This window comes from Nocardia sp. NPDC050175, from assembly GCF_044459885.1.
In the GTDB taxonomy this organism is placed as follows: Bacteria; Actinomycetota; Actinomycetes; order Mycobacteriales; family Mycobacteriaceae; genus Nocardia.
Map to the genome: position 1 here is coordinate 292,568 of NZ_JBITJI010000005.1, position 25,772 is coordinate 318,339.

Consider the following 25,772-nt stretch of genomic DNA (forward strand, 5'->3'; position numbering starts at 1 on the left):
CATCACAGGGTCGGCGCACAAACCCCCGCGCTACTGCGCAGCGGCGCGAACGCGAACTCGGTGAGGCCTGCAATGGGATCCACTCGCGCGGCGAAACCCAGTGCACGCCTGGCCTTGTCCGGATCCGCGACCACATGTCGCACGTCGCCCGGACGATAGCGCCCCGTCACCACCGGGTCCGGCCCGCCGCGCGCCGCCGCCAGCGTGACCGCGACCTCCCGGATCGTGATGGGGCGTCCGGAGGAGACATTGAGCGGAACGAAACCGGGCAGCGGCTGCTCGACCGCGGCGAGGTTCGCCGCGGCGATATCGGTGACGTGTACGAAATCCCGTGTCTGCCCACCATCTTCATAAACCTGCGGCGGTTGCCCCGCCTCCAGCGCCGATCGGAAGATCGCCGCGACCCCGGAATAGGGTGTGTCCCTGGGCATATCGTCGCCGTAGACGTTGTGATAGCGCAGTGCGGTCACCGACGATCCCGTCACCGCGGACCAGGCGGCAGCGTAATTCTCCTGTGCGAGTTTGCTCGCCGCGTACAAGCTGCGCGGACGCAACGGCGCATCCTCGTGCACGGAATCCCAGGTGAGTATCTCGCCGCTGTCCGGGCAGCGGTACTCGAACATTCCGGCATCCAGGTCCTCGATCCGGCGAACACCGACTTCGACTGGGCCGCAACGCTCGCCGCGATAGCGACCTTCGCCGTACACGACCATCGAGGACGCGAGCACCAGCCGACGGCATCCGGCCCGATCCATCGCCGCCAGCAAGACGGCGGTCCCGAAGTCGTTGTGACTCGCATAGGCAGGCGCGTCCTGCGCACTCACCCCGTTACCGACCACCGCGGCCTGATGACAGACGACATCGACACCACCCAGCACCGCATCGAGCGCCGCACCATCCCGGACATCCACTCGCTCAACGCCTTCGGGGGTCGCCGCCGACGGACCATGCGCCGCGGACAGCATCAGATCGAGCGAAACCACCGCATGCCCCGCATCGACCAACTCCCGCCGAATATGCGACCCGATGAACCCGGCGGCACCGGTCAGCAACACCCGCACGCCACTCACCCCTGCCTCTTCGGCGGCCGCCCGGCCCGGGCGTCGAGCACGAACGTCCCTGCGAGAACTGATGTCATGAACAGATCGTGCCTGGTCCGACCGGCATCGCAGGCCATCCACGCCGCACCGTCAGAATTTCGTCATGAACAGCGCACGCCGGACTACAGCACAACTGATCGACCGGCGGCCCGCGCACGAGATCGCGCGGGCCGAGGCGGCTACTCGTCCTTCTTGTCCTTACAAGCGGCCTTTTCCTCTTCTTCCTCCATCGTGCCGATTCCCGCAGGTGATGTCGTCCAGGTCGCCAGATAGCATTCTCGCAACTTGATCCTTTCCCCCATTTCTTTTCCGCTGTTCACCAATTGATTCGCGTTGTCCTTCTCTTTCGCCTCCGCGAAGTAGGCGTCGACGTCCACACCGGCGCCGACCAGCACCTTGTAGTAATCGATCGCCTGCGCGTAGTACACCTTCAGAAATTCTTTGTCGGTCTCGAACATCACCTTTCCGCCATCCTCGGCGGCCTTCTTCTTTTGGCTTTCGTACTCGCTTCTGACCTCTTGGCTGGCACAGAACTTATGCCGAAATTCGTTGGTGTAGTCGCTGGTGACCTCGGAAAATCCCCACTTCGTCCCGTGCGAGACCATGTACCTCGCGGTTTTACTGGGGCTCTCGATTCCTGCTACCGGATAGCGATCCTGGATTTCACCGAGGGCCGCGAGAGTCTGAGTGTCGAAATCATCCTTCTCGCACAGCCCACGCGCATTCGCGGATCCCATCACGGTCAGCCATGCGTTCGCGTACAGATTGCTCTTCAAGTCGTCTCGTATCTCCCCGAGAGTCCGACCGCCGAGCACATCCAACTGCTCGTTGGGCGCCGGACTCGCCAGCGCGGGAGCCGCGACAGCCAAACTCACACAGGCCGCAGCGAACATCGAGACGAAGCGTATGCGCGCCAAAATAGTGATCCTTCCGGTCGTGCCGTCTCGGTAAGCCGACCACCGTTCGGGCGTGGAATGGTTGTGGTGCCGGACAGTATTCGTCACCAATGCGTTACCGGATGGGTGGATCTCGCGAGCGCATCCGGCGGGCGCTGGCTCTCCGCCGACCTGCCGACCATCCGGAACGAACACGGCAACGAATGCTTACCGAAAAGTCATCGGCCAGCCCGCACACGGCAACGCCGTATCGCCAACGGAGGGAACGAATTCATGAAGCGAATAGTGACGAACAGCCTGCTACTCGGTGCGCTCGGAGTCGGCTCATTACTCGGCGCCGCCCACGCGACCGCCGAATCCGGCCTGCTCCTGGAGGGCGCCCCCAGCGCCCAATCGGTCGACGACCCCGTCACCGGGTCCGCGACGACCTTCTCCAAGACCCTGTCGAGTCTGTCCGGCGGCCTCGGCGGCGCCACCCCCACTGCTCACGAGTAATACAGCACTCAACAGCGCCTCGGCTCCCACCACACGGAGCCGAGGCACTGTCAATCGTTGTGGTCAGCCCACTGCGGCGTGGTCGAAGTAATAGGCCGAAGCGGCTAGGTACTGGCAGCATTCGGGGCCGTGGCCCGCGTGGGTACTGCGGACGAACTGGGCGAGGTCCATGTCCAGATCCATGGGTTCGATGGTGCAGTCGCGGTGCTGTGTGCTCCACAGGTCCCGCATATCCAGCGATGTCTGCATGGTGCGCCTCCAGCCTGCGTCGTCTATCAGCCTGAAAAGCATGACCTGAATGCTTACATCGGACGAGTACCCGATGTCGGGCCGTTCATACCAAAGATCATCGCGTGATCAATTGCCAATCGTCGGGTAGGCGGGCGGCGGTGACCTGCGCGCCCTCCACCTCCAGGTCGACGGTGATCGGGCCGAGTCGCAACGCGGACAACGTGATTCGGCCCCATTCCGGCGGCACCAGCGGGCGTACCGTGATGGTGCGGTTGGGTACGTCGGGGTCGAGGCCGAGGAATGCCCGCACCAGCAGCAGCGGGGCAGCGCTCGCCCATGCCTGAGGTGAGCAGGAGGTCGGGTACGGCACCGGGGCCGGGAACCGCGAGCGTGGGAAGCCGCAGTACAGCTCGGGTAGTCTGCCGTCGAAAGCCGTTGCGGCGTCGAGCAATCCGGTGGCGAGCCGGGTCGCCAGCTCGACGGCGCCTGGCACGTGCCGGTAGCGCAGCAGACCGGCGACCGCGATGGCGGTATCGTGCGGCCACACCGAGCCACAGTGGTAGCTCATCGGGTTGTAGGCGCCCATTGTCGAAGCGAGCGTGCGCAATCCGAAACCGCTGTCCATCTCCGGTCCCGAGAGTCGTTGCACCAGTTCGGCGGCGTGCGCATCGCTGGCGATGCCGGACCAAAGGCAGTGCGCCGCATTACTTGTCAGTGCGTCGATGCGACGCTTGCCCTTGTCGAGCGCGATGGCGTACCAGCCGCGCTCGGGCAGCCAGAACGCTTCGCCGAACTTGCCGCGCAGTTGAGCCGCCTGATCGCGCAGTTCCCCGGCCCGGTGCGGGTCGTCGAACGCCTCGGCGAGCTCGGCGCGGGCCAGCAGCGCGGCGTGCACGTAACCCTGCACCTCGCACAGCGCGATCGGCGCCTCGGTGACGTGACCGTCCAGGTCGTTGACGCCGTCCCAGCTGTCCTTCCAGCCCTGGTTGACCAGGCCGCGGTCGGTGGCCCGGCAGTACTCGACGAACCCGTCGCCGTCGCGGTCGCCGTAATCGCTGATCCAGTCCAGCGCCGCGTCGGCCGCGGGCAGCAGCTCCCTGATCGATGCCGAATCCGCGCCCCAGCGATGACATTCCGCCAGCAGCATCACGAAAAGCGGTGTGGCGTCGACGGTTCCGTAATAGATGTTGCCGCCGAGTACCAGCCCGCCTGCCGGGCCGCGGCGCATCTCGTGCATGATCCGCCCCGGCTCCTCCTCGGTGAGCGGATTCACCGTCTGCCCTTGCAGTTCGGCCAGCTGCTGCAGCGTGCCGAGGGCGAGATCGACCTCGAGGGGCAGCGCCATCCAGGCGGTCAGCAGGCTGTCGCGACCGAACAGGGTCATGAACCAGGGCGCGCCCGCCGCGACGAACGGCCGGTTCTGGCCGGTGTCGTCGTGAATCTGCAAGGCGCCCAGGTCACTTTCGCTGCGCCGCAACACCTGGCTGAGTTCCGGATGCGACGCGGAGACGTCGGTGGCGGTGTGCCGCCAGGCGGCGATCTTGCGGCCGGGCGCGCTCACCCCGTAGTGCTCGCCCGGTGCCAGCGGCGCCTGGAACCGCTGGTTACCGAGGGTGGGCTGGGCGGTGATCTCGGTCTGCCAGCTCTCGCCGACCGGCACCACCACCCGCCACAGCAACGTGCCTGGCAATACCGTGGGTTCGACGGTCGCCGACACCGAGAGCCCGCGCATCCGATCGGTCCGATCGTGGAACAGCAGCTCGCCCTCGGCCACCGTCACCTCGGACCGGCCGTGTCCGGCCCGCCCCTCCTTGACCGCGAACAGGTCGACGAAATCGGCGTCGATATGCAGTTCGAGGGTGACCGCCGTCGACTCGCGGCCCATGTTCTCCAGCGTGAGCACCTCGTGCATGCCGTCGGCGACGATCCGCTCGCGCACCACCAGCAGCGTGCTGTCGGCCAGCCCGGCCGTCGGCGGTCTTCGCAGCACGAACCTGGCCGCGAACGCCTCCGGGCTGAGCACCGAAAGCGGTTCGGGCAGTTGGCCGTCCACCAGCAGCTCCCACCGGGATACCACCCGCGCGTCCCGGAAGAAGAGTCCGTGCGGGCGGCCCGGCTCGACATCGCCGAGCCGGTTCGACAGGCAGAAGGTGCCGCCCTCCACCAGCGTCACCGAGCCCGCCCCACCGAAACCCGTTGGCTCACCGGAGTTCAGTGGGGCGGGGCTGAGTGCGGCGGTGGGATCCGCCGTCACGCGAGTCCGCTCGCCGCGGCCTGCATCGGCACGGCTTGATCCTGGTACCAACGGAATCCGGTCCGCTTGCGTGCCGCGCGCATCAGCTTGCGGTAGACCTGCTCGTAGCCGCGCCCCAGCGTGTCGGCGCCGAAATTCGCCTCGACGTGCGCGCGGCAGGCCGCCGGATCCATGGTCTGCACCTCGGCGATGGCGGCGGTGAGTTCGGCCGGATCGTCACACACGCGGCCGGTGACCCCGTCGACGATCACCTCGGCAACCGCGCCGCCGCGCAACGCGACGACCGGTGTGCCGCACACCATGGACTCGATCATCACCATGCCGAAGGGTTCCTCCCAGCGGATCGGGAAGAGCAGACACTTGGCTCCCGCCAACAGCTTTCGCTTGTCGGTGGCGTCGGCGAGGCCGAACACGTGATCCTGGTCGGTCAACAACGGGCGTACCTGCTCCTCGAAGTATTTGATCTCGGACGGCTCGCTGCACTTGCCGGCAAGCACGAGCGGGATGCCCGCGGCGTGCGCGGCCTCCAGCGCCAGATGCGGCGCCTTGCACTCGTTGAAGCGGCCGAGGAACAGCGCGTAGTCGTCCTTGTCGGCACGGAACGGCCACTCCTCGGGATGCAGAGCATTATGCACGCGCCCAGCCCAATTCAAATCCGGGGCCAGCTCCTGCTGCCGGTCGCTGATCGCGACGAGCGAGACCTCATCGCCCATTTCCCGGTAGTACTCATAACATTCGCCCTCGACCGGTCCGTGCACCGTCACCACGGTCGGCAAGCCAAGTCCCCTATACGCCGGCGCGTTCAGCGGGCCCGCGAAGGTGTGCTCGTGCACGAGGTCGATGCTGCCCGCGGCGGCGAGCTTCTCGATCGCCCGGCGTGCCCGCAGCGCGTGCAACACCTCGGGGAACGGCTCGCCGAGGCGCTCGGGGCAGATGTTGTCCCACAGCGGAATGAACTTGGTCGCCTTGGTGCCCGGCTCGCCCGCGCCGAGCAGGGTGACGTCGTGGCCTCTGGCCACCAGCGAGTCGACCAGATCGGCGACGACGGCCTCGACACCTCCGTACGCCTTGGGCGGCACATCGAAGTACGGCGGAACAACCATCGCGATGCGGAATCGGGAGCCGCTGTGATCGATCGACAGCAAGTCCGAAGTAGAAACCTGACCCGAACGCGACATGGGCAACTCGCTCATGACCCTCCTTCCAAAGGGGCACACCGTGCAGGGACACAACCATTTGCTTGGGCACAACCGTTAGCAATTCGCGCACACCCAGCACTCGGAAAGCGCAGGGCGCCGAGCCGGTGGCCGCCACGGCGGAGGTGGAGCTGGTGCTGCACCGCCAGTCCGTAAGGCTTGGTTGGCCTGGTCGCTAGCCGCGCGATCAGGGGGGCCGCCAGTGATGTACCTCACCGGAGCCGTCTCAAACCATGCAGTCGGATACGTTGCTGATCGATAGCCGAGATCCCCAGGTAGAACCGGCCTTTGCGAGTTTCAATCGAATATGTCTACCGGACTGGATATCGGCTCAGCCTTCGATCACGATCTTTCCATCCTGACCGGGAACGACGAAGGTCAGCATCCGCTCGGCCTCGGCGCGCAGCTCTTCCGCGTCGGCCGAAGACAACGGATGCCACGGGGTAACCCGAATAGTGGTGTCGTCCAAGGACCACCGGCCGTGCACGAAACCGTCGACCAGGTACATCGGGACACCACCCGACGCCTCCGCGGCGATCCGCTGACGATCCTCGTCGCTGATGATCCGGCGCCGGTCCTTGTGGCCGAGCAGCGCGTTGTCGAAGGCGGGCAGGAAGCGCACCGGCACCGGCAGATTCGGGTCTGCGAGGGGGGCTTCCGGCAGGTCGAACAGCACCCGATGCTGGTCGTCGGTGAAAACGCGTAGGCGGGTACGCATCTCGTCGACCACCTCGGCGAGCCGGGTGACGCCCGCCCACGCCTGCATGTCGGCGACGGTGGCCGGACCGAACGCGGCCAGGTAGCGCAGGATCAGCGTCTCCGCATGCGGGACTGTCTCCATCGGCTCGCCGATCCATTCGTCGGCGAGCGCGACGGTCACCGAGCGGTTGCGCCATTTGCCCCAGGCCCCGGTCACCGGGCTGTGCACCATGGGGACGAGCAGCTCCGCCGACTCGGCGAGCCTGCGCGTGTGCCGACCCGGAAAGCGCTCGCCGAGTAGCGTTCCGAGATCGGCGCGGGACATGATGCGCCCGGACAGCACGTCGCGACCCGCGGCGGCGAGCTCGTCCAGATCGATGCCCTCGATCTCGTCGCGGTAGTACGGCGCCTGCAGTGCCGTCCGCACGACCGGACGCACCGTCGGGCGCAGCCAGCGGAAGTCCTGCGCGTCGGCGAGGTGCACGGTGCGGCGGATCATGGCCGAGCGCACCAGCTTTCGCTCCCGTAGCAGCGCCGCCAGGTCGTCGTGCGCGAAGTCGGTGAGCCGGGTCCACAGCCCGACGTAGGGCCAGTTGGGTTCCTGCCCCTGCACCGCGACCAGATGCCGCACCAGTTCCAACGGTGTCATCGCGACCCGCTGCGCCAGCATCTGACGCACCAGCAGGGTTCGGTTCAGCTCACGCAGCGATAGTTCCGTCATGCCTGCCATCTTCGCCGATACCACCGACAGAACGGGGCCCTTCGCCGGTGAACCCGCATACGTATACGTACAATGGTCGCATGTTCGATCCCATCACCCTGGCTGTCGGAGCCGGAATCCTCGGCGTCGGCTGGGCCGTCGGACGCTACGGCCGGCGCGGGCGCGTCGGCGACAAGGCGATCCGGAGCGTCGCGAAGTGCGGATGCGGGCACGACCTGGCCATCCACGATGCGCAAGCCGGCGAGTGCCATGCCGAGGAGCGCCGGTCCATCGCGCCCGCGACGTGGGAGTGGGTGCGCTGCCCCTGCCGCCGCTACACCGGCCCCCTACCGGTCGAGGACTACTTCACCCGGCCGATGCTGCCGCCGACCGACTGACACCCGGCCCCACGATCGACCGAATGCGCCCTTCGGCCTGGCCGGCGGAATGAAGGGCGCCTTCGGTCGTCGGATGTGCGTGGGTCAGTCCACGTCGGGCTGCATGCGCAGGGGAACGCCGATTCGGTTCCACAGGTTGATCATTGCGGTTACCGCGACCAAACCGGCGGCGGCGGCCTCGTCGAAATGCTGCTCGACGTCGGCCCATACCTCGTCGCTGATACCGTGGTCGCCGAGCTTCGTCACCGCCTCGGCATAGGCGAGGGCCGCCCGTTCGGCATCGGAGTAGAGCAGCGACTCACGCCAGGCGTCGAGTTGGAAGATGCGCTTTTCGGTTTCCCCGGCCAGCCTGGCATCGGTGGTGTGCATATCAATGCAGTACACGCAGCCATTGATCTGCGAGGCGCGAATCTTCACCAGTTCCCGAACCACCGGGTCCAGCGGGCCGCGGCGGATGACCCCCTCGGCCGCGAACCACGCCTGGTACAGCTCCGGTGCTACCTTCGCCAGCTTCATCCGTGACACGTTGTCGTCCTTTCCTCGATGTTTCGGCTACACCAGAGAGACGAGACAGGCCGGAAAAGTGTGACGCGCGATCACGAATCCGGCAGGCACCGGCCCGGGTCGGGCAGCTCGGCGCACGGCGCGTTGCCGTGCGCGCGCAGCACATCCTTGCCGGTCTGATCGACCAGGAAGTGCAGGAAGGCCGCGGCCAGCGAGTCGCCGGGCAGCTCGCCGTAGCTGTAGCCGTATTCCACGCCCCAGAACGGGTAGGTGCGGTTGATCGCGGCGTCGCGGTTCGCGGTGACGCCGTTGATCGCGACGGTCGGCAACCCGGCGTCCACCGCCTCGGAGAACTCGGAATAGCCGATGGCGCCGGGGATCTCGCCGACCGCCTTCTGCATATCCGTGGTCACCTGGACATCGCAGTGCGCCCCGGCGGCGGTCGCCGTGCCCTTGATCGCGGTACAGCTCACGTGCGGGCGATCGGGCTGGCCCGCGCCGAGTAGCCTGCGCTCGAACGTATTTCGGGTGCCGGAGCCGGGGATCCGATTCACCAGCACGACCGGCAGATCGGGACCGCCCACGTCGCGCCAGTTGCCGACCCGGCCCTGGTACAGGTCCCGGATCTGGGTTTCGGTGAGACTCTGCACGCCGACGTCCTTGTTGACGATCACGGTGAACAGCGACAAGGCCAGCGGGCGGTACACCAGCGTGGGATACCCGCTGCCCTTCGGACCGTCGCTGATCGCCAGCAGCGCCGGATTGTCCTTGCCCTCCTCGGCCAGCCGATCGAGCCCACGCTCGGTGCCCTCGAAGTTGAACGCGAATTGCGCTCCGGTACACCGCTTCCCATAGAAATCGGCGGCCTCCCGCACCACCGGCGCGAAGGCTGATGACCCCACAACGGTGAGCTTGCCCGAGGCGCATTCCAACGGGGTCGGCGCGGGCTCGACCGCGGCGACGATGAGCTGAACGGCGATCACCAGCACCAGAAAGATGGTCAGCCCCAACATCATTCGGGGAATACCGGTCTGGCTTCTGGTTTCCTGGACGCGCCCGCCCTTGATGCCGCCGGTCAACACCGGCACGGGATACTCCCCCGAGCCCTCGGAGCGCTGCAGGATGGCCAGGATCTTGTAGTGCTCACTACGATTCAACGGCACCTTGGGCAGATCGATGACGCCGATATGCCCGGCCATGTCCTCGCGCACCGCGATGCCGGAGTCACCGTCCAGGCTGTCCGCCAGGCCGGGATCGCTGAGCTCGGTCACCGCCATGCCGATCACCAGGCGCTGCGGGAACCGCAGGTGCAGGCCGATCCGCGCCGGATCGGGCGCCTTGTAGTCGTGCGTGTCGATGGGGGTCGCGCCGCTGTTCTCGATGCGCACCAAGACAATCGAGAGATCCTTCAGGGCCGGGCTCGCCCCGTCCAGCGCGGGCCGCAGCTGCGGCAGCACGCCGGGGAACACCGATTCGACCTCACCGGTGACGGGCGTGTCCATCTGCACGCGGTAGCCCAGGCGCTTGCGCCCGACGATCACGAACTCGTACAGGAACGCGCCGATCGGCACCGCGATACCGATGAGCGCCAGCACGATTTCGACCGGAAAGTCGCCCAACGGTTAACCCACCCCCACAAGATCTGTCTGGCAACCATTTTCAGTCGCGTTCGACGATGATCTCCGGAACGGCAGAACTATTCGGCAACATTTAACCCGACGGCCATCACGCGCCGGGCGACTCGGTCCAGGCCAGCAGGTCGGCCAGCGGCCAGGTGTTGATGACCCGTTCGGCCGCAACACCATTCGCGAGGGCGCGTTCGCAACCGTAGCCCTGCCAGTCCAATTGGCCGGGCGCGTGCGCGTCGGTGTCGATGGAGAAGTGGCAGTCCATCTCGACCGCGAGTTGGATCAGCCGGGAGGGCGGGTCGCGGCGTTCCGGCCTGCTATTGATCTCGACGGCGGTGCCGTAGGTGCGGCACGCCTCGAACACCATCTCCGCGTCGAACGTCGACTCGGGACGAGTGCCGCGGCCGCCCTCGACGAGCCGTCCGGTGCAGTGGCCGAGCACGTCGACGTTGGGGTTGGCCACCGCGTAAACCATCCGTTTGGTCATCGTCGCGCTGTCCGCGCGCAGGTGCGAGTGCACGCTGGCTACCACGATGTCGAGTTCGGCGAGCAGGTCGGCCTCTTGGTCGAGGGTGCCGTCGTCGAGGATGTCCACCTCGATGCCGGTGAGGATGCGGAACGGCGCTAGGCGGTCGTTGAGTTCGGCGACCACGTCGAGTTGCTTGCGCAGCCGGTCTGCGGACAGCCCGTTGGCGACCGTCAGGCGCGGTGAATGATCGGTGAGCGCGCAGTATTCGTGCCCGAGGGCCGCGGCAACACCCATCATCTCCGCAATCGGGCTACCGCCGTCGGACCAGTCCGAGTGCGTGTGCAGGTCGCCGCGCAGCTGCGCACGCAGCGGCTTACCCGGCACACCGATCGGCTTCGCCGCGTTGCGCAGGTCCAGCAGCTGTTGCGGCACCACGCCGGAGTAGGACTGTTCGATCACGCCCGCGGTCTTCGGCCCGATCCCGGCGATATCGCGCCAGCTGTGCGCGGCCCGGTGCACCGCGCGGTCCTCGTCCGACAGCTCCGCGACGATATCGGCGGCGCGGCGGTATGCCTTCACCCGATAGGTTTCGGCCCGCGAGCGTTCCAGCCAGAAGCCGATCTCGCGAAGCACCTCCACCGGCCCCGGCGTGCTCGTCGGGTCCGCCGCGATCGAATCGTCTTCCGCCACAGCGGTTAACGAATCCTGCTGTATTTCATGAAGGCCACTCCGTCCTCGAACACCCGGCTGGTGATCACCCGGAACTTGGCCGCATCGGGCAGCCGCGGACCCGAGCCGAACAGCGACTTACCGCGGCCGAGCAGCACCGGGTACAGCTTGAGGAAGATCTGATCGATCTCCGGCAGCAATTCCTGCGCCAGCTCGCCGCCGCCGCAGAGCCAGATCCCGAGACCGTTGTCGCGCTTGAGTTCTCGCACCTTCGCCAGCGGATCGGCGGCGATCAGCTCGACGTCGGGATCGGGGTTCTCCGGCAGCGTGGTGGACACCACATACTGCTTCAGATGCGCATACGGGCTCGAAGTGCCGGTGCGCACGCCGAAGTCGTGCGTCTTGCGGCCCATCAGCACGGTGTCGAAGTAGCGGTTGCGCTTGTCGATGCCGATCGACTCGCGCACCTTGGTCGGCAGCGTCTCCGGGTATTGCGCGGTGATCGCAGGCCCATGGTCGCCACCGACCGGGAAGAAATCGACCGATCCGTCCTCGGTGGCGATGTATCCGTCGATGGTCGACGCTACGTAATACGTGAGCTTGCGCATGTGTCCTTCCTCCACGGCCGGACCGACTTCCCGAACCGCCTACTAGCAAGGTAGCTCGCGTCCGCTAACGAGTGCGAGGCTTCGGCTGGCACCGCGGGCAAGAATACGACGAACGATTCATGAACTTTTCCCGCTGGATCGGGGCGCCGCAGCGACGGCACGGCTCGTCCTCGCGGCCGTAGACGGCGAGCGAACGTTCGAAGTAACCGGATTCGCCGTTGACGTTCACGTACAGCGCGTCGAACGAGGTGCCACCGGCCGTGAGCGCCTCCCCCATCACCGCGCCGACATCGGTGAGCAGTGCGCGGATGGTGGGGCGGGACAGCCCGGCGGCGAGGCGGGTGCCGTGCAGCTTTGCGCGCCACAGGGATTCGTCGGCGTAGATGTTGCCGATGCCGGAGATGACGCTCTGATCGAGCAGCACGCGTTTGATCTCGGTCTGCTTGGCACGCACCGCGGCGACCACGGATTCGGCGTCGAAGAGCGGATCCAGTGGGTCGCGGGCGATGTGCGCGACCGGTTCGGGCACCCGGGTGCCGTCCACCTCGACCAGCGGGGCGAGCGCCCAGCCGCCGAAGGTGCGTTGGTCGACGAAGCGCAGTTGCGTGCCGTCGCCGAGGGTCGCGCGGATGTGCGCGTGCTTCTCCAGCGGTGCGTCCGCGGGTTGCACGAGCATTTGCCCGCTCATGCCGAGATGCACGACGAGCGCGGTGTCCGGCTCGTCGAAGGTGAGCCAGAGATATTTGCCGCGCCGCTCGGCGGACTCGACCTTCAGGCCGGTCAGCCGCGCGGCGAGATCGGCGGCGCCCTCGAGGTGGCGGCGCACCGAGCGGGGATGGGTGATCACGACCGATTCGATGACGCGACCGACCACGTGCTCGGCGACGCCGCGCCGGACGACCTCTACCTCGGGAAGTTCTGGCACGATCAGGATTCGGCGGTCAGCGCCTGGTAGGCGGTGCCCGCGGCCTTCTGCTCGGCTTCCTTCTTGGAGCGACCGACGCCCTGCCCGTAGGCCCGGCCGCCGACCACGGTGGTCGCGGTGAATTCCTTGTCGTGATCGGGGCCCGTCGAGGTGATCTCGTAACTGGGCACACCGAGACCGCGTTCGGCGGTGAGTTCCTGCAGGCTCGTCTTCCAGTCGAGGCCGGCCCCCATCCGGGGTCCGCGCTCGAGCAGGTCGGCGAACAGCCGCAGCACCACCTCACGCGCGACGTCGATGCCGTGCTCCAGGTGCACCGCACCGAGCAGCGACTCCATGCCGTCGGCAAGGATGCTCGGCTTGTCCCGGCCGCCGGTGAGCTCTTCGCCCTTGCCGAGCAACAGGTGCACGCCGAGGCCGCCCTCGCCGAGCTGACGCGCCACCTCGGCGAGCGCATGCATGTTGACCACGCTCGCGCGCAGCTTGGCCAGTTCGCCCTCGGACTTGTCCGGGTGCTCGTGGTAAAGCCGCTCGGTGATGCTCAGACCCAGCACGGAATCGCCCAGAAATTCCAGGCGCTCGTTGGTCGGCAGGCCGCCGTTCTCATATGCGTACGACCGGTGCGTCAGCGCGAGCCGCAGCAGATCCGGCTGCAGCTCGACGCCGAGCGCCGCGAGCAAGCTCGCGTGTCCAAGGGACGAGTCGGGTTCGGTCACAGCTGCACCTCGCTAACGCTCGGCTCCGCTGCGACCGGCGGTGCTGTGTTCCTGGTTCCTTCGCTGCGCTCAGTCACGTCTATACGACAGGTTGAACTGTTAGACAGCTGCTGTGACCTGACGGCCCTTGTACGTGCCGCAGGAGGGGCACGCGATGTGCGGCAGGGTCTTCTCGCCGCAGGCGCGGTTCGGGCAGGTGATCAGGGTCGGCGCGGTGGCCTTCCACTGGCTGCGCCGCGACCTGGTGTTGGAACGGGACATCCGGCGCTTGGGAACGGCCACGACTACTTCTCCTCTGTCATATTGCTTGCCATTTCGGCTGACTGGTCTGCTGCTGTGGCCGCACCCTGGTCGGGGCTGCCGTTGCCGGGCGATGCAGTGGCGAATTTCGCCAGCCCGGCCCAGCGAGGGTCAAGTATCTCATGCGAGTGCTCGGATCCCGCAATCGCCATCCGGACGCCACATTCCGCGCACAGTCCGGCGCAGTCTGGCGAGCACAGCGGCTGCAGCGGGAGCTCGATGCCGATCGCGTCGATGATCACCGGTTCGAGGTCGATCGTGTCGTCGATCATGCGGTAGGAGTCGTCGTCATCGGTGGTCTGCTCGGTCGTGCTGTTCGGGTAGGCGAACAGCTCGGTGAGGTGCACGTTCACCGTGTCGGTGAACGGCTCGAGGCAGCGCGAGCACTCCCCCTCGATCGGCGCGGAGGCCGTTCCGGTGACGAGGACACCCTCGGACACCGCCTGCATCTGCAGGTCGAGCTCGAGCTCGGCGCCCACCGGGACCGCGATGAGATCCAGCCCGATCCGCTCGACCGTGGTGATGGTGCGCTGAAGCTCACGCATCGTTCCGGCCCGGCGGCCGAGACTGCGGACGTCCAGCACGAAGGCCGCGTCGGGCTCACGGCGCGGGACCGAGCCTTTACGCGGGGCAGAACTGGAACCGGCGGACATCACGAACTCACTTCACTTTCGGGGGGGATGGGCAACCACACCACGATACGCGAGGGTTCGTGTCGACCCAAATGCAGCCGCCGCACGCTCATTGATTTCCGGCACCGGGAATCGCATGCGAAACCCGGTGCGCGAAATCAGGGGCCGTGCGGCTGGTTGAGGTCAGCGGCGGTAGTCGGCCGCGTAGTCAGGCGCGCCCGCGCCGGAGCGGAGTTGATGGCGGCCGCGGCCGACGGTGCGCAGGGTGTTGCTCAGGGTCTCCTCGAAGTCGGCGAGCTTGGAGTCGACGTAGACGTCGCATTCCTCGCGCATCCGATCGGACTCGCCGTGCGCGGCGTCGATCACCCTGGCGGATTCGGCGTGCGCGGCGCGTACCACCTCGGTCTGTGCGACCAGGCGGTCCCGCTCTGCCTCGCCCTCGGCGACCGATCGATCGTAGGAAGCCTTGCCCGCGTCGATCATTCGCTCGGATTCCAGCCGGGCCCGGCCGGTGACGGCCTCGAATTCGGCGTTGCCGTCGGCGACGACGCGGTCGGCCTCTGCTTGGGCGGTGTTGACGAGGTGGTCGGCGTGCGCGCTCGCCTCGGCGACCATCCGGTCGGCGTGCGCCTTGGCGTCGGCGAGGATGCGGTCGGCCTCCTCGCGGGCCGAGCCGATGGTGTGACCGGCCTGCTCGTTGGCGCTGGTCACCGTGATCTCGGCGGCCGAGCGGGCATCCGAGACGATCTTGTCTCTGATGTCGAGCACGTCCTGGGCATCGTCGAGCTCGCCCGGCAGTGCGTCGCGCACGTCGTCGAGCAGTTCCAGCACGTCGCCGCGCGGCACGATGCAGCTGCGGGTCGGCGGGATGCCACGCGCCTCCTCGACGATGGCGACCAGCTCGTCGAGGGCTTCGAATACGCGGTACATGCTGACTACCCCACTCTCCTACGACTCAATGGCGAACTGTCCGCCGAGCCCCAGTGTGCCCCTCATCACGGCCTGTGCCGAGTCACCCTCCGGTGTGTCGTCGCAGTGTCTCGTACGCCACACAAATCAAGTGGAGGATCTGCCTCCACTTCGTGTTATCGTCAATAGGAAGATCGACAAGGTCTTCATCCCGAGCGCAGCCCCCACCGGGACTGCGGGATTGAGGAAGCCAGAGGGAAGGGCTACCCGGTCCGCCGAGTGTTGACAGATTCCGACTGAACAAGCGGGACCTATCAAGAGTCGGCGGGAAGGAAGCGATCACCATCGCTGTTGTCCCCAGCGAAGGCTTGAGTTCGATCGGAAACACCATGACTGTTCTGGATCTACAGAGATCGGCAGGAGTTAGCACCACCAGCTACTTCATGCCGTGGGTAGGCCCGTACCCGCTCCTGAAGCCGGTACCGACGGCCGCGCGGTTCCAGCAGTTGATGGCTTACCTGCGCGGCGACCGTGCCTTCGCTCAGCTGATTCGCTTCGCGCTGGTCGGTGGGTCCAGCAATATCGCCTACGTGCTGCTGTTCTTCGCTATGCACGGCATCGGCCCGCTGATGGCCAACGTGGTCGGCTCGATCGTCAGCACCGTGATCGCCAACGAGCTGCACCGCCAGCTCACCTTCCACGCCAGCGGCCGCGTCGGCTGGTTCACCGCACAGTGGGAGGGCGGCGGCCTGGCACTGGTCGGCCTGGCCATCACCACCGCGGGCCTGGCGGCGCTGGACGTGTGGGCCCCGACCATCGGCGGCACGGCGGAGGCCACGGCCATCCTCGGCATCACCGCGGTTGTCGGCGGCATGCGCTTCCTGGCCCTGCGCGGTTTGGTGTTCTGAACCTCGTCGAGTGAGGGGAATCAGCCCCGGTCCCAAAGCTTTTGGGGCCGGGGCTGATTTACGTTCTGGACTAGCTCTGGCGCTCGGCCAGACGGGCGAGCAGGCGCTTGTGCACGGACGGGGGCAGCATGTCGGTGACGTCGCCGCCGAAGGTCGCCACCTCCTTGACCAGCGAGCTGGACAGGAAGCTGAAGGCGGGGTTGGAGGCGATGAAGAAGGTCTCGACGCCGGAGAGCTTCTTGTTCATCTGGGCCATCTGCAGCTCGTAGCCGAAGTCGGTCGCGTCACGCAGGCCCTTCACGATGGCCGTGACGCCCTGTTCCTTGGCGAAGTCCACCAGCAGGCCGTACCACGACTCCACTCGGACGTTGGGCAGGTGGGCGGTCGACTCGCGCAGCATCTCCATGCGCTCGTCGATGCTGAACATGCCCTGCTTGTTCTTGTTGATCGAGACGGTGACGACGACCTCGTCGAACTGAGCCGCTGCCCGCGCGAAGACGTCGATGTGTCCGTTGGTCACCGGGTCGAAGGACCCGGGGCACAGTGCTCCTGCCATGGTCAGACGCTATCGTGCGGGCGGGTCACGCGGCACGGAGGGTGCTCGAAACCACACGGTCAGTCGAAAGTCGCCATTTCGATGCGTGTTTCGCCGTACTTGCGCGGCTTCATCGCCGAATAGCCCGCAGGCCATTCGATTTCCGGCGACCGGCGCGCCCGCTCGACGACGACGAGGGCGTCGGGCCGCAGCCAGCCGTCGGCCAGCGCCCGCAGGTCGTCGAGCACCGCGTCGATCTCGACCGCGTAGGGCGGGTCGGACAGGACCAGGTCGAATTCGCCTGCGCCGCCCAGTGCCAGCACGCTCGCCACGGTCGCGAGACGCAGCTCCGCGCCGGGCAGCCCGACATCGGCGATGTTGCCGCGGACAACCTCGGCTGCCTTGCGATCGGCTTCGACCAGCAGTGCGTGGGCGGCGCCGCGGGACAACGCCTCCAAGCCGAGCGCGCCCGAGCCGGCATACAGGTCGAGCACCCGGATGCCGTCGAAGTCGATCCGCGCGTCGAGCGCGCTGAACACGGCCTCGCGCACCCGGTCGGAGGTCGGGCGGGTCCCGGCGGGCGGCACCCGCAGCTTCCGCCCGCCCGCCGTTCCGGCGACGATCCGGGTCATTCGGACTCGCGCACGGCGAGTTCGATCAGCAGGTCGCCGCCCTCGACCTGCTGTACCTGGCCGATCGCGACCCGGCCGACGGTGCCCGCCCGCGGCGCGGTGATCGCGGCCTCCATCTTCATCGCCTCGATGGTGCCGACGGTGTCACCCGCCGCGATCGAATCACCCTCGGAGACAGCCAAGGTCACGACACCGGCGAACGGTGCGGCGATATGACCGGCATTGCCCTTGTCCGCCTTCTCCGCAGCCGGTATGTCGCTGGCGATGGAGCGGTCGCGGACGGCGACCGGGCGCAGCTGGCCGTTGAGGATGCACATGACCGTGCGCATGCCGCGCTCGTCGGGCTCGGAGATGGCTTCGAGGCCGATGAGCAGGACGACGCCCGGTTCGAGTTGGACGCGGTGTTCCTCGCCGTGGCGCAGGCCGTAGAAGAACTGGTTCGCCGACAGACCCATGGTGTCGCCGTACTTCTCGCGGTGCGCGTTGAATTCGGCGGTGGGCGCGGGGAACAGCAGTCGGTTCAGCGTGCCGCGGCGTTCGGCGGAGGTGCCAGCCAGACCCGCCTCGTCGGCTGCGGTGAGCGGGGTCTCCGGCTTGGCCTCGCCACGTCCGGCCAAGGCGCGGCTGCGGAACGGCTCGGGCCAGCCACCGGCCGGGGTGCCGAGTTCGCCACGCAGGAAACCGATTACCGAGTCGGGGATGTCGTAGCGGCCCGGGTCGGCGGCGAAGTCTTCGATGTCGACGCCGGTGCCGACCAGGGCGAGGGCGAGGTCACCAACAACCTTGGAGGACGGCGTCACCTTGATCAGGCGGCCCAGGAGCCGGTCCGCGGCAGCGTATTTCGCTTCGACCTCCTCGAACCGGTCGCCCAGGCCGAGCGCGATGGCCTGCTGGCGCAGGTTCGAGAGTTGACCGCCGGGGATCTCGTGGGTGTAGACGCGTCCGGTCGGGGCGGGGAGCCCGGACTCGAAGGGCTTGTACACCTTTCGCAGTGCTTCCCAGTACGGCTCGAGATCGCAGATGTTCTGCAGGTTCAGCCCGGTGTCGTGCTCGCTGTGCGCCGCGGCGGCGACGATCGCGGAAAGCGCAGGCTGGCTGGTGGTTCCGGCCATCGCGGCGCTCGCGCCGTCGACGGCGTCGGCACCGGCCTGCCAGGCGGCCAGATAGGTCGCCAACTGCCCGCCGGGGGTGTCGTGGGTGTGCACATGGACCGGCAGGTCGAAGTTGCTGCGCAGCGCGGTCACCAGGGTGGCGGCGGCGGGGGCGCGGAGCAGTCCGGCCATGTCCTTGATCGCCAGGATGTGCGCGCCTGCGTCGACCATCTGCTCGGCGAGTTTGAGGTAGTAATCAAGGGTGTAGAGGGTTTCGTCGGGGTTGGACAGGTCCCCGGTGTAGCTCATCGCGACTTCAGCGATGGCGGTGCCGGTTTCCCGCACCGCATCGATCGCCGGACGCATCTGATCAACGTTGTTGAGCGCGTCGAAGATCCGGAAGATGTCGATACCGGTCGCGGTGGCCTCGGACACGAACGCCCGCGTCACCTGCTCCGGATACGGCGTGTAGCCCACGGTGTTTCGGCCACGCAGCAGCATCTGCAGACAGATGTTCGGCACGGCCGCGCGCAAGGCCGCCAACCGTTCCCACGGGTCCTCGTACAGGAAGCGCAGCGCCACATCGTAAGTCGCGCCGCCCCACGCCTCGATCGACAGCAGTTCGGGAGTCAGCCGGGCCACGTGCCCGGCGACACCGAGCAGGCCGTTGGTGCGCACGCGCGTGGCCAGCAGGGACTGGTGCGCGTCCCGGAAGGTGGTGTCGGTGACCCCGACCGCCTTCTGCGCGCGCAACGCTTTAGCGAATCCCTCGGGGCCGAGCTGCAACAGCCGCTGCCGAGAGCCGTCCGGCGGCGGCACCGACAGATCGATCGCGGGCAGCTTGTCGTGCGGATAGACCGTCGTCGGCCGCTCGCCGTGCGGCTTGTTCACCGTGACATCGGCCAGATACGTGAGGATCTTGGTACCGCGGTCCGCCGACCCACGCTGGTTGAGCAGCTCCGGACGCTCATCGATGAAGGACGTGGTGACCCGCCCCGCCCTGAAGTCCGGGTCGTCCAGCACCGCGAGCAGGAACGGAATGTTGGTGGTAACGCCGCGAATTCGGAACTCGGCGAGCGCACGCTGCGCCCGCGACACCGCCGCGCCGAAGTCGCGGCCGCGGCAGGTGAGCTTCACCAGCATCGAGTCGAAGTAGGCGCCGATCTCCGCGCCGAGGTTGGCGCCGCCGTCGAGCCGGATGCCCGCGCCGCCCGGCGTGCGGTAGGCGGTGATCCGGCCGGTGTCGGGGCGGAAGCCGTTGTTCGGGTCCTCGGTGGTGATCCGGCACTGCATCGCGGCACCGCGGATGCTGACCGTCTCCTGACTGAGCCCGAGCTGTTCGAGGGTCTCCCCCGCCGCGATCCGCATCTGCGACTGGACCAGGTCCACATCGGTGATCTCCTCGGTCACCGTGTGCTCGACCTGGATGCGCGGGTTCATCTCGATGAAGACGTGCTTGCCGCGCTCGTCGAGCAGGAACTCGACGGTGCCCGCGCAGCTGTAGCCGATCTCCTTGGCGAAGGCCACCGCGTCGGCGCAGATGCGGTCGCGCAGTTCGGGATCCAGGTTCGGCGCGGGCGCGAGCTCGATCACCTTCTGATGCCTGCGCTGCACCGAGCAGTCGCGCTCGAACAGGTGCATCACGTTGCCGTGCTGGTCGGCCAGGATCTGCACCTCGATGTGGCGCGGGTTCACCACGGCCTGCTCGAGGAACACGGTCGGATCGCCGAAGGCCGACTCGGCCTCGCGGGACGCGGCCTCGATGGACTCGCGCAGGTGCTCGGCATCGGCGACCCGGCGCATGCCGCGCCCGCCGCCGCCTGCCACCGCCTTGACGAAGATCGGGTAGTCCAGTTCCTGCGACGCGGCGAGTAGTTCGTCCACGTCCGAAGACGGCGCGCTGGAGCGCAGCACCGGCAGACCCGCGGCCTTGGCTGCGGCAATCGCCCGTGCCTTGTTGCCCGCGAGCTCGAGCACCTCGGCGGACGGACCGATGAAGGTGATGCCCTCGCGGGCGCAGGCCGCGGCCAGGTCCGGGTTCTCGGACAGGAAGCCGTAGCCGGGGTAGACGGCGTCGGCGCCGGCCGACTTGGCCGCGTCGACGATCGCGTCGATCGACAGATACGCCCGGACCGGGTGTCCCTGTTCACCGATCTGGTAGGACTCGGCCGCCTTCATCCGATGGACCGAATTGCGGTCCTCGTACGGGAAGACGGCTACCGTCCCCACGCCGAGCTCATAGGCCGCGCGGAAGGCCCTGATGGCGATCTCGCCGCGGTTGGCAACCAGAACTTTCGTGAACATCCGCCTAAGGTACCCGGACTCCGCCCCCAGACAGACACGGAAGGGGGCTTCGCAAGCATCTTCACAACCCGGGCTAGCACCGTTGCGAAGATCCGGGCACCGCGACGTCACATCGTCAGATCCAGTGCATCGTGTGATGCCGGAACCCACCGCGGAACTGACCGACCGCGAGGCCGATCATCAATCCGCGTTCTTCGGCGACTAATCCGCGAGTAAAGGGCAAGCGGATCATCCGTAACAAAACTTCGGGCAGATGAATCTCGGGTAAACCATTCTTCGGGAATTCGCCGTTCAGTCGCGCAAGGCCGAGGCCTCTGCTACGGCCCTGTCGATAGCCGGGCCGGAAACCGCGTCGGTACCGATAGGCGACCAGCGCCTCGGCCAGATAGCCGAGTCGGTATCCCTCCCGGTGGGCCCGCCAGCCGAATTCGAGATCCTCGTTGGCGGCATAGCTGACGTCCTGTCCGCCGAGCTTCCGATAGACCTCCGCGCGGCACGCCATGCTCGTGCCGATGATCACAGGAGCATAAACGCCGAGCGGCTGGAATTGGTCCGGTGCCGGGATGTTGGCGACCAGGCGCGGGTGGTCCGCGTTGAGCGAATCGCCCTCGATCGCAGAACAAGTCAGGTCGTAGCCCTCATCCAGGAACTCGACCATGCGGCTGATCCAGCTCGGGTACGCGCGGTCGTCATGATCACAGAACAGTAACACCTCGCCCGTGGCACTACCGGCTCCGACATTTCGGGCAAATGCGGCACCCGACCGGCCTGACGCGTCTACGTACTGGAGCTTCAGCCGATCCCGGACCTGATGGTTTTCGATATGGACGCGCACGTCGACCGGTGAGCCGTTGTCGGCTATGACAACGTCGAATTCCCCCGGATAGTCTTGACGCGCCAAGGCGTCCAGCTGTATATCGAGCAGATCACGACCCTCGGCCGTCGCTACATATGTTGGAATGACGATCGATACCGATCGTTCAGTCACCACAAGCACTCCTGGTATCGACCCCCGCGCCGAAGTTCTCCCCAGAGGGTGACAACTTTAGACATATTCCGGAAAGCTGGGCTACACCCGATTTCCGTGGGGTTCCTCACAGACTTGGACAGATGACCAGACAACGCGGGCCTGACGATCGAGAGCGACCGCCGCACCGCCCGGCCGCACCGCGCTCTCGCCAAGCGCCCTATGCTGGTGGGTGCAGCTGGTTCACCGCGCGCGTACGAGATGGAGCCCCGTCGTCGCGTTGCGGAGCCGAGTTCGGCCGCCTCGAAAGGGCGGACGGGCGAGAGGGAACCCGGTGGGAATCCGGGACTGTCCCGCAGCGGTAAGCAGGAACGAACGCCGTCACAAGCACTGGGCGCACAACACCCGGGAAGCGACGGCCAGTAGGTCGGCCGACCAGGCCGGTGCCTGTGAGTCCGAAGACCTGCCAGCCGTGTCGGATACGCCGTATCCGACGGCCACCGCCTCGTGGATCTGGGCGCGCGGTCTACCAGTACTTGATGTGTCGGGCTCTGTTGTCGAAATCTCCTGACGTGTCACCCGGTAGCCGCGCAGCCCGCATGGCGAGGGCCTACGACACCAGCACTGGAGAGACAACGTGACTGTTGTAAATCAGACACCGTTCACCGCAACGGTTCTCGGGCTACCTAGGGTCGGACCGCGGCGTGAGCTCAAGCGGGCCACCGAGGCCTACTGGGCAGGCAAGATCGACGCCGATCAGCTGCACACCGTCGCACGCGACCTGCGCCACGCCCAACTCGCCGAACTACAGGCGGCAGGCCTGGATTCGATCCCGGTGGGCACCTTCTCGTACTACGACCAGGTACTCGACACCGCCGTCCTGCTCGGCGCGCTGCCGCCGCGGGTGGCCGGGATCGCCGATCCGCTGGACCGCTACTTCGCCGCCGCGCGCGGCAACGAAACCGTCGAACCGCTGGAGATGACCAAGTGGTTCGACACCAACTACCACTACCTGGTGCCGGAAATCGACCAGGACACCGCGTTTTCGCTGAACCCGGACAAGCTGCTCGACGAGGTGCGCGAGGCGCTCGCGCTCGGCGCGCCCGCCCGTCCGGTGGTGGTCGGTCCGATCACCTTCCTGAAGCTGGCCAAGGCCACCGGTGGTGCGGCCCTGGACCGGCTCGCCGAACTCGTCCCGCTGTACTCCGAACTGCTCCGGCTGCTGGCCGAGGCGGGCGTCGGCTGGGTGCAGATCGATGAGCCCGCGCTGGTCACCGACCTCACCGAGGCCGAAATCGAGCTGGTGCGAAGCACTTACACCGAGCTGACCGCTTCGGCCGAGCGACCCGCGATCCTGGTGGCGACCTACTTCGGGCACGCCGACGCGGCGCTGAACGCGCTGGCAGGCACCGACATCGAGGGCGTCGCGCTCGACTTCACCGCCGGCACCAGCGTTTCCGACGTGGCCGGTATCCCGGCACTGGCGAGCAAGCTGCTGGTGGCCGGTGTGGTCGACGGACGCAACGTCTGGCGCGCGGATCTCGACGCCGTGCTCGCCACGCTGGGCACCCTGCTGGGTTCGGCTGCCTCGGTGGCGGTTTCGACCTCCTGCTCGCTGCTGCACGTGCCATACACGCTGGCCGCGGAGACCAAGCTGGACGAGCGGCTGCGGTCGTGGCTGGCGTTCGGCACCGAGAAGGTGGCCGAGGTTCGGCTGCTGGCGACGGCGCTGACCGAGGGCACCGAGGCGATCAGCACCGAATTGGCCGACACCCGTGCGGCATTGGCGGCGCGGCAGGCCGACACCCGGCTGCACGACCCGCAGGTGCGGGCCAGGCTGGCCGAGCTCGGCCCGGACGCGATCCGGCGCGCACCCGCCGAAGAGCGTCGCGTGCTGCAGCAGGAGCAGCTGCAACTGCCGCCGCTGCCGACCACCACGATCGGCTCGTACCCGCAGACCTCGGCGATCCGGTTGGCCAGGTCCGCGTTCAACAAGGGCGAGATCGACGAGGCGGAATACATCCGCCGGATGCGCGCCGAGGTCGCCGATGTCATTGCGCTGCAGGAGAAGTTGGGCCTCGACGTGCTGGTGCACGGCGAGCCGGAGCGCAACGACATGGTGCAGTACTTCGCCGAGCAGCTCGACGGCTTCGCCGCCACCGAGCTGGGCTGGGTGCAGTCCTACGGTTCCCGCTGCGTGCGGCCGCCGATCCTGTTCGGCGATGTCAAGCGGCCGACGCCGATGACCGTCGACTGGATCAGCTACGCCCAGTCGCTCACCGCGAAGCCGGTCAAGGGCATGCTCACCGGGCCGGTCACCATCCTGGCCTGGTCGTTCGTGCGCGACGACCAGCCGCTCGGCGACTCGGCGCGGCAGGTCGCGCTGGCGATCCGGGACGAGACGGTGGATCTGCAGGCCGCGGGCATCCGCGTCATCCAGGTCGACGAGCCCGCGCTGCGCGAGCTGCTTCCGCTGCGCAAGACCGACCAGCAGGCCTACCTCGACTGGTCGGTGCAGTCGTTCCGCCTGGCCACCTCCGGTGTTTCGGACGCCACCCAGGTGCACACCCACCTGTGCTACTCGGAGTTCGGCGAGGTGATCGACGCGATCGCCGGCCTGGACGCCGACGTGACCTCGATCGAGGCGGCGCGCTCGCGGATGGAGGTGCTCGACGACCTCAACGCGGCGGGCTTCGACCTCGGCGTCGGGCCGGGTGTCTACGACATCCACTCGCCCCGGGTGCCCAGCGTGGAGGAGATCACCACCTCCTTGCGCGCGGCACTGAAAGCCGTTCCCGCCGAACGGCTGTGGGTCAACCCGGACTGCGGGCTGAAGACCCGCGGCCAGGTCGAGGTGGAGGCGTCGCTGCGCAACATGGTCGCCGCCGCGACCGCCGTACGCTGACCGTCTCGGCTGTTCGCTGACGCTCGGCGCCTCCGCCTGATCCAGGCGGAGGCGCCGAGCTCAATCACCTTCGCCCTCAGCCCGCCTCGGGCTCGGGTCGGGAGACCCGGCGCCGCCGTGACGTGTATCGCTCGCACGGCTCCTCGGTTCGCTTGACCGGTTGCTGCCGTGACCTGGAGCTCATCCCTCTTCGCCACGCGGTATGACACCCGGGACAACGATCCATCCCAACCCCTCCTTGCACCTAGTGAAACCACTCCATGAATCGCCCCTATCCACCTTCGACGCGTGCGCTCGCGGTTCGGTTCCGACCAGTTGCCACGAATTTCCCGGGGACGGTCAGCCTTCCAGGTTGAACGCGCGGTTGATGACGCCCATGTCGAAGTAGTCGCGCCAGGCGAGGATGGTGTTGTCGGCTACCTCGAAGACGCCGGTGACCGGGAGTGGAATGGTCTTGTCCGCGCTGTGGAGGGTGTCGGTGCGTTCGTTCATGACCAGGTTGCCGGAGGTGATCTGGTGGTGGATGTCGAAGTCGATGGCCCCGAAGGTGGTCAGGAAGCCGGCGATGAAGTCGCGGATGGCCGTGCGGCCGACCACCGGTTCGAGCGGAATGTTGTGGTAGACAGCGTTTTCCGCGAAGAAGGACGCGATCCGGTCCGGATCCGGGTCGGACCAGCTGCGGCACATATCGCGGACGAGTTCGTCGGGAGTCGGCATGGGCGGGCTCACTTTCTGCTGCCGGGCGGGCGAACCGCGTTGTGCGCAACGCCCTCTCGATTGAACCAAGCAATTGCTCGGTTCGGAAGCTTTTTGCCCTTCCGGCGCTGTCGGCCACGCACCCTAGGCTGGCGGCATGAACGACCAACCACTGCGTTACCGCTTGATCACCGGCGTCGACGACGCCTCGTTCTGCGAACGGATCAGCGAGCTGCTCGCGCAGGGCTACCGACTGCACGGCTCCCCTGCGGTTACCTTCAACGGCACCACCGTGATCGCGGCACAGGCGGTGATCCGGGACGACGATTAGCAGGCACGTACGATGTGTTTCTTCGCTACGCCCGCCTGAGTTGGGCCGCGACCGTCCTTCGCACGCTACGCAGCCGG

General features: G+C 67.2%; 25 protein-coding genes and 1 riboswitch. Of the genes, 5 read left to right on the forward strand and 20 right to left on the reverse strand.

All coding sequences use genetic code 11. From position 1 onward, the window contains the following. Positions 1-2 precede the first annotated feature (2 nt). Both ACIBK2_RS19140 and ACIBK2_RS19145 read right to left on the reverse strand, forming a co-directional pair. Positions 3-1,070 (reverse strand): NAD-dependent epimerase/dehydratase family protein, encoded by a 1,068-nt coding sequence (locus ACIBK2_RS19140; protein ID WP_396968863.1) that lies wholly within the window; start codon positions 1,068-1,070, stop codon positions 3-5. Between the two features lie 209 nt (positions 1,071-1,279). Beyond that, the gene (locus tag ACIBK2_RS19145) at positions 1,280-1,993 is read right to left on the reverse strand and encodes a hypothetical protein (RefSeq protein WP_396968864.1); all 714 of its coding nucleotides are present in this window, start codon (positions 1,991-1,993) and stop codon (positions 1,280-1,282) included. 276 nt (positions 1,994-2,269) lie between these two features. On the opposite strand from ACIBK2_RS19145, the gene ACIBK2_RS19150 reads away from it, so the two are divergent. After that, positions 2,270-2,491 carry a hypothetical protein gene (locus ACIBK2_RS19150; RefSeq protein WP_396968865.1) on the forward strand — a complete coding sequence of 74 codons (222 nt, stop codon included), beginning with the start codon at positions 2,270-2,272 and terminating at the stop codon, positions 2,489-2,491. Between the two features lie 63 nt (positions 2,492-2,554). Here ACIBK2_RS19150 and ACIBK2_RS19155 read toward each other — a convergent pair whose 3' ends face one another. The 4 genes from ACIBK2_RS19155 to ACIBK2_RS19170 all read right to left on the reverse strand — a co-directional run bounded on the left by ACIBK2_RS19155 (position 2,555) and on the right by ACIBK2_RS19170 (position 7,592). After that, the gene (locus tag ACIBK2_RS19155) at positions 2,555-2,740 is read right to left on the reverse strand and encodes a hypothetical protein (protein WP_396968866.1); all 186 of its coding nucleotides are present in this window, start codon (positions 2,738-2,740) and stop codon (positions 2,555-2,557) included. 97 nt (positions 2,741-2,837) lie between these two features. Continuing rightward, positions 2,838-4,976 (reverse strand): glycogen debranching N-terminal domain-containing protein, encoded by a 2,139-nt coding sequence (locus ACIBK2_RS19160; RefSeq protein WP_396968867.1) that lies wholly within the window; start codon positions 4,974-4,976, stop codon positions 2,838-2,840. Next, the gene (locus ACIBK2_RS19165) at positions 4,973-6,169 is read right to left on the reverse strand and encodes a glycosyltransferase family 4 protein (protein ID WP_396968868.1); all 1,197 of its coding nucleotides are present in this window, start codon (positions 6,167-6,169) and stop codon (positions 4,973-4,975) included. The genes ACIBK2_RS19160 and ACIBK2_RS19165 overlap by 4 nt, the downstream gene beginning before the upstream one ends. Positions 6,170-6,503: 334 nt before the next feature. Continuing rightward, on the reverse strand, positions 6,504-7,592 hold the full coding sequence (locus ACIBK2_RS19170) for a winged helix DNA-binding domain-containing protein (protein WP_396968869.1): 1,089 nt from the start codon (positions 7,590-7,592) through the stop codon (positions 6,504-6,506). A gap of 80 nt (positions 7,593-7,672) precedes the next feature. Here ACIBK2_RS19170 and ACIBK2_RS19175 point away from each other — a divergent pair, with 80 nt between their 5' ends. Beyond that, positions 7,673-7,969 (forward strand): hypothetical protein, encoded by a 297-nt coding sequence (locus ACIBK2_RS19175; protein ID WP_396968870.1) that lies wholly within the window; start codon positions 7,673-7,675, stop codon positions 7,967-7,969. A gap of 84 nt (positions 7,970-8,053) precedes the next feature. Here ACIBK2_RS19175 and ACIBK2_RS19180 read toward each other — a convergent pair whose 3' ends face one another. The 9 genes from ACIBK2_RS19180 to ACIBK2_RS19220 all read right to left on the reverse strand — a co-directional run bounded on the left by ACIBK2_RS19180 (position 8,054) and on the right by ACIBK2_RS19220 (position 15,347). Beyond that, the gene (locus ACIBK2_RS19180; protein ID WP_396968871.1) at positions 8,054-8,485 is read right to left on the reverse strand and encodes a carboxymuconolactone decarboxylase family protein; all 432 of its coding nucleotides are present in this window, start codon (positions 8,483-8,485) and stop codon (positions 8,054-8,056) included. Positions 8,486-8,565: 80 nt separating this feature from the next. After that, entirely contained in the window at positions 8,566-10,092 is a 1,527-nt protein-coding gene (locus ACIBK2_RS19185; protein ID WP_396968872.1) for a PstS family phosphate ABC transporter substrate-binding protein, read from the reverse strand. A 106-nt stretch (positions 10,093-10,198) separates the two neighbouring features. Then, positions 10,199-11,260: a PHP domain-containing protein gene (locus ACIBK2_RS19190; RefSeq protein WP_396968873.1), complete on the reverse strand. Its 1,062-nt coding sequence runs from the start codon at positions 11,258-11,260 to the stop codon at positions 10,199-10,201. Positions 11,261-11,265: 5 nt separating this feature from the next. Next, on the reverse strand, positions 11,266-11,847 hold the full coding sequence (locus ACIBK2_RS19195) for a dihydrofolate reductase family protein (RefSeq protein WP_379284786.1): 582 nt from the start codon (positions 11,845-11,847) through the stop codon (positions 11,266-11,268). A gap of 64 nt (positions 11,848-11,911) precedes the next feature. Then, entirely contained in the window at positions 11,912-12,772 is an 861-nt protein-coding gene (gene mutM, locus ACIBK2_RS19200) for a bifunctional DNA-formamidopyrimidine glycosylase/DNA-(apurinic or apyrimidinic site) lyase (RefSeq protein WP_396968874.1), read from the reverse strand. 2 nt (positions 12,773-12,774) lie between these two features. Further along, a complete protein-coding gene (rnc, locus tag ACIBK2_RS19205) occupies positions 12,775-13,485 on the reverse strand; it encodes a ribonuclease III (RefSeq protein ID WP_396968875.1) in 711 nt (236 codons plus the stop codon). A gap of 99 nt (positions 13,486-13,584) precedes the next feature. Continuing rightward, a complete protein-coding gene (gene rpmF / locus ACIBK2_RS19210; RefSeq protein WP_014987105.1) occupies positions 13,585-13,767 on the reverse strand; it encodes a 50S ribosomal protein L32 in 183 nt (60 codons plus the stop codon). Positions 13,768-13,769: 2 nt separating this feature from the next. Then, complete coding sequence (locus ACIBK2_RS19215) at positions 13,770-14,438, reverse strand: YceD family protein (RefSeq protein ID WP_396968876.1); 669 nt, start codon at positions 14,436-14,438, stop codon at positions 13,770-13,772. Positions 14,439-14,600: 162 nt separating this feature from the next. Further along, entirely contained in the window at positions 14,601-15,347 is a 747-nt protein-coding gene (locus ACIBK2_RS19220; RefSeq protein WP_396968877.1) for a DivIVA domain-containing protein, read from the reverse strand. A 368-nt stretch (positions 15,348-15,715) separates the two neighbouring features. Here ACIBK2_RS19220 and ACIBK2_RS19225 point away from each other — a divergent pair, with 368 nt between their 5' ends. Continuing rightward, positions 15,716-16,234 (forward strand): GtrA family protein, encoded by a 519-nt coding sequence (locus ACIBK2_RS19225; protein WP_396968878.1) that lies wholly within the window; start codon positions 15,716-15,718, stop codon positions 16,232-16,234. A 70-nt stretch (positions 16,235-16,304) separates the two neighbouring features. On the opposite strand, the gene coaD is transcribed toward ACIBK2_RS19225, so the two are convergent. From coaD to ACIBK2_RS19245, 4 genes are all read right to left on the reverse strand, one after another. Beyond that, entirely contained in the window at positions 16,305-16,790 is a 486-nt protein-coding gene (coaD, locus tag ACIBK2_RS19230) for a pantetheine-phosphate adenylyltransferase (RefSeq protein ID WP_396968879.1), read from the reverse strand. Between the two features lie 59 nt (positions 16,791-16,849). Continuing rightward, positions 16,850-17,401: a 16S rRNA (guanine(966)-N(2))-methyltransferase RsmD gene (rsmD, locus tag ACIBK2_RS19235; protein WP_396968880.1), complete on the reverse strand. Its 552-nt coding sequence runs from the start codon at positions 17,399-17,401 to the stop codon at positions 16,850-16,852. Continuing rightward, on the reverse strand, positions 17,398-20,796 hold the full coding sequence (locus ACIBK2_RS19240) for a pyruvate carboxylase (protein WP_396968881.1): 3,399 nt from the start codon (positions 20,794-20,796) through the stop codon (positions 17,398-17,400). The genes rsmD and ACIBK2_RS19240 overlap by 4 nt, the downstream gene beginning before the upstream one ends. Positions 20,797-20,911: 115 nt before the next feature. After that, positions 20,912-21,784, reverse strand: a complete 873-nt coding sequence (locus tag ACIBK2_RS19245) for a glycosyltransferase (RefSeq protein WP_396968882.1) — start codon at positions 21,782-21,784, stop codon at positions 20,912-20,914. A 257-nt stretch (positions 21,785-22,041) separates the two neighbouring features. Next, positions 22,042-22,249, forward strand: a riboswitch (cobalamin riboswitch). A 151-nt stretch (positions 22,250-22,400) separates the two neighbouring features. Between ACIBK2_RS19245 and metE the strand changes: the two genes are divergently transcribed. Then, complete coding sequence (gene metE / locus ACIBK2_RS19250) at positions 22,401-24,668, forward strand: 5-methyltetrahydropteroyltriglutamate--homocysteine S-methyltransferase (RefSeq protein ID WP_396968883.1); 2,268 nt, start codon at positions 22,401-22,403, stop codon at positions 24,666-24,668. Between the two features lie 339 nt (positions 24,669-25,007). Here metE and ACIBK2_RS19255 read toward each other — a convergent pair whose 3' ends face one another. Beyond that, complete coding sequence (locus tag ACIBK2_RS19255) at positions 25,008-25,385, reverse strand: nuclear transport factor 2 family protein (protein ID WP_396968884.1); 378 nt, start codon at positions 25,383-25,385, stop codon at positions 25,008-25,010. Between the two features lie 136 nt (positions 25,386-25,521). Between ACIBK2_RS19255 and ACIBK2_RS19260 the strand changes: the two genes are divergently transcribed. Beyond that, entirely contained in the window at positions 25,522-25,695 is a 174-nt protein-coding gene (locus ACIBK2_RS19260; RefSeq protein ID WP_396968885.1) for a DUF1737 domain-containing protein, read from the forward strand. Positions 25,696-25,772: the final 77 nt, after the last annotated feature.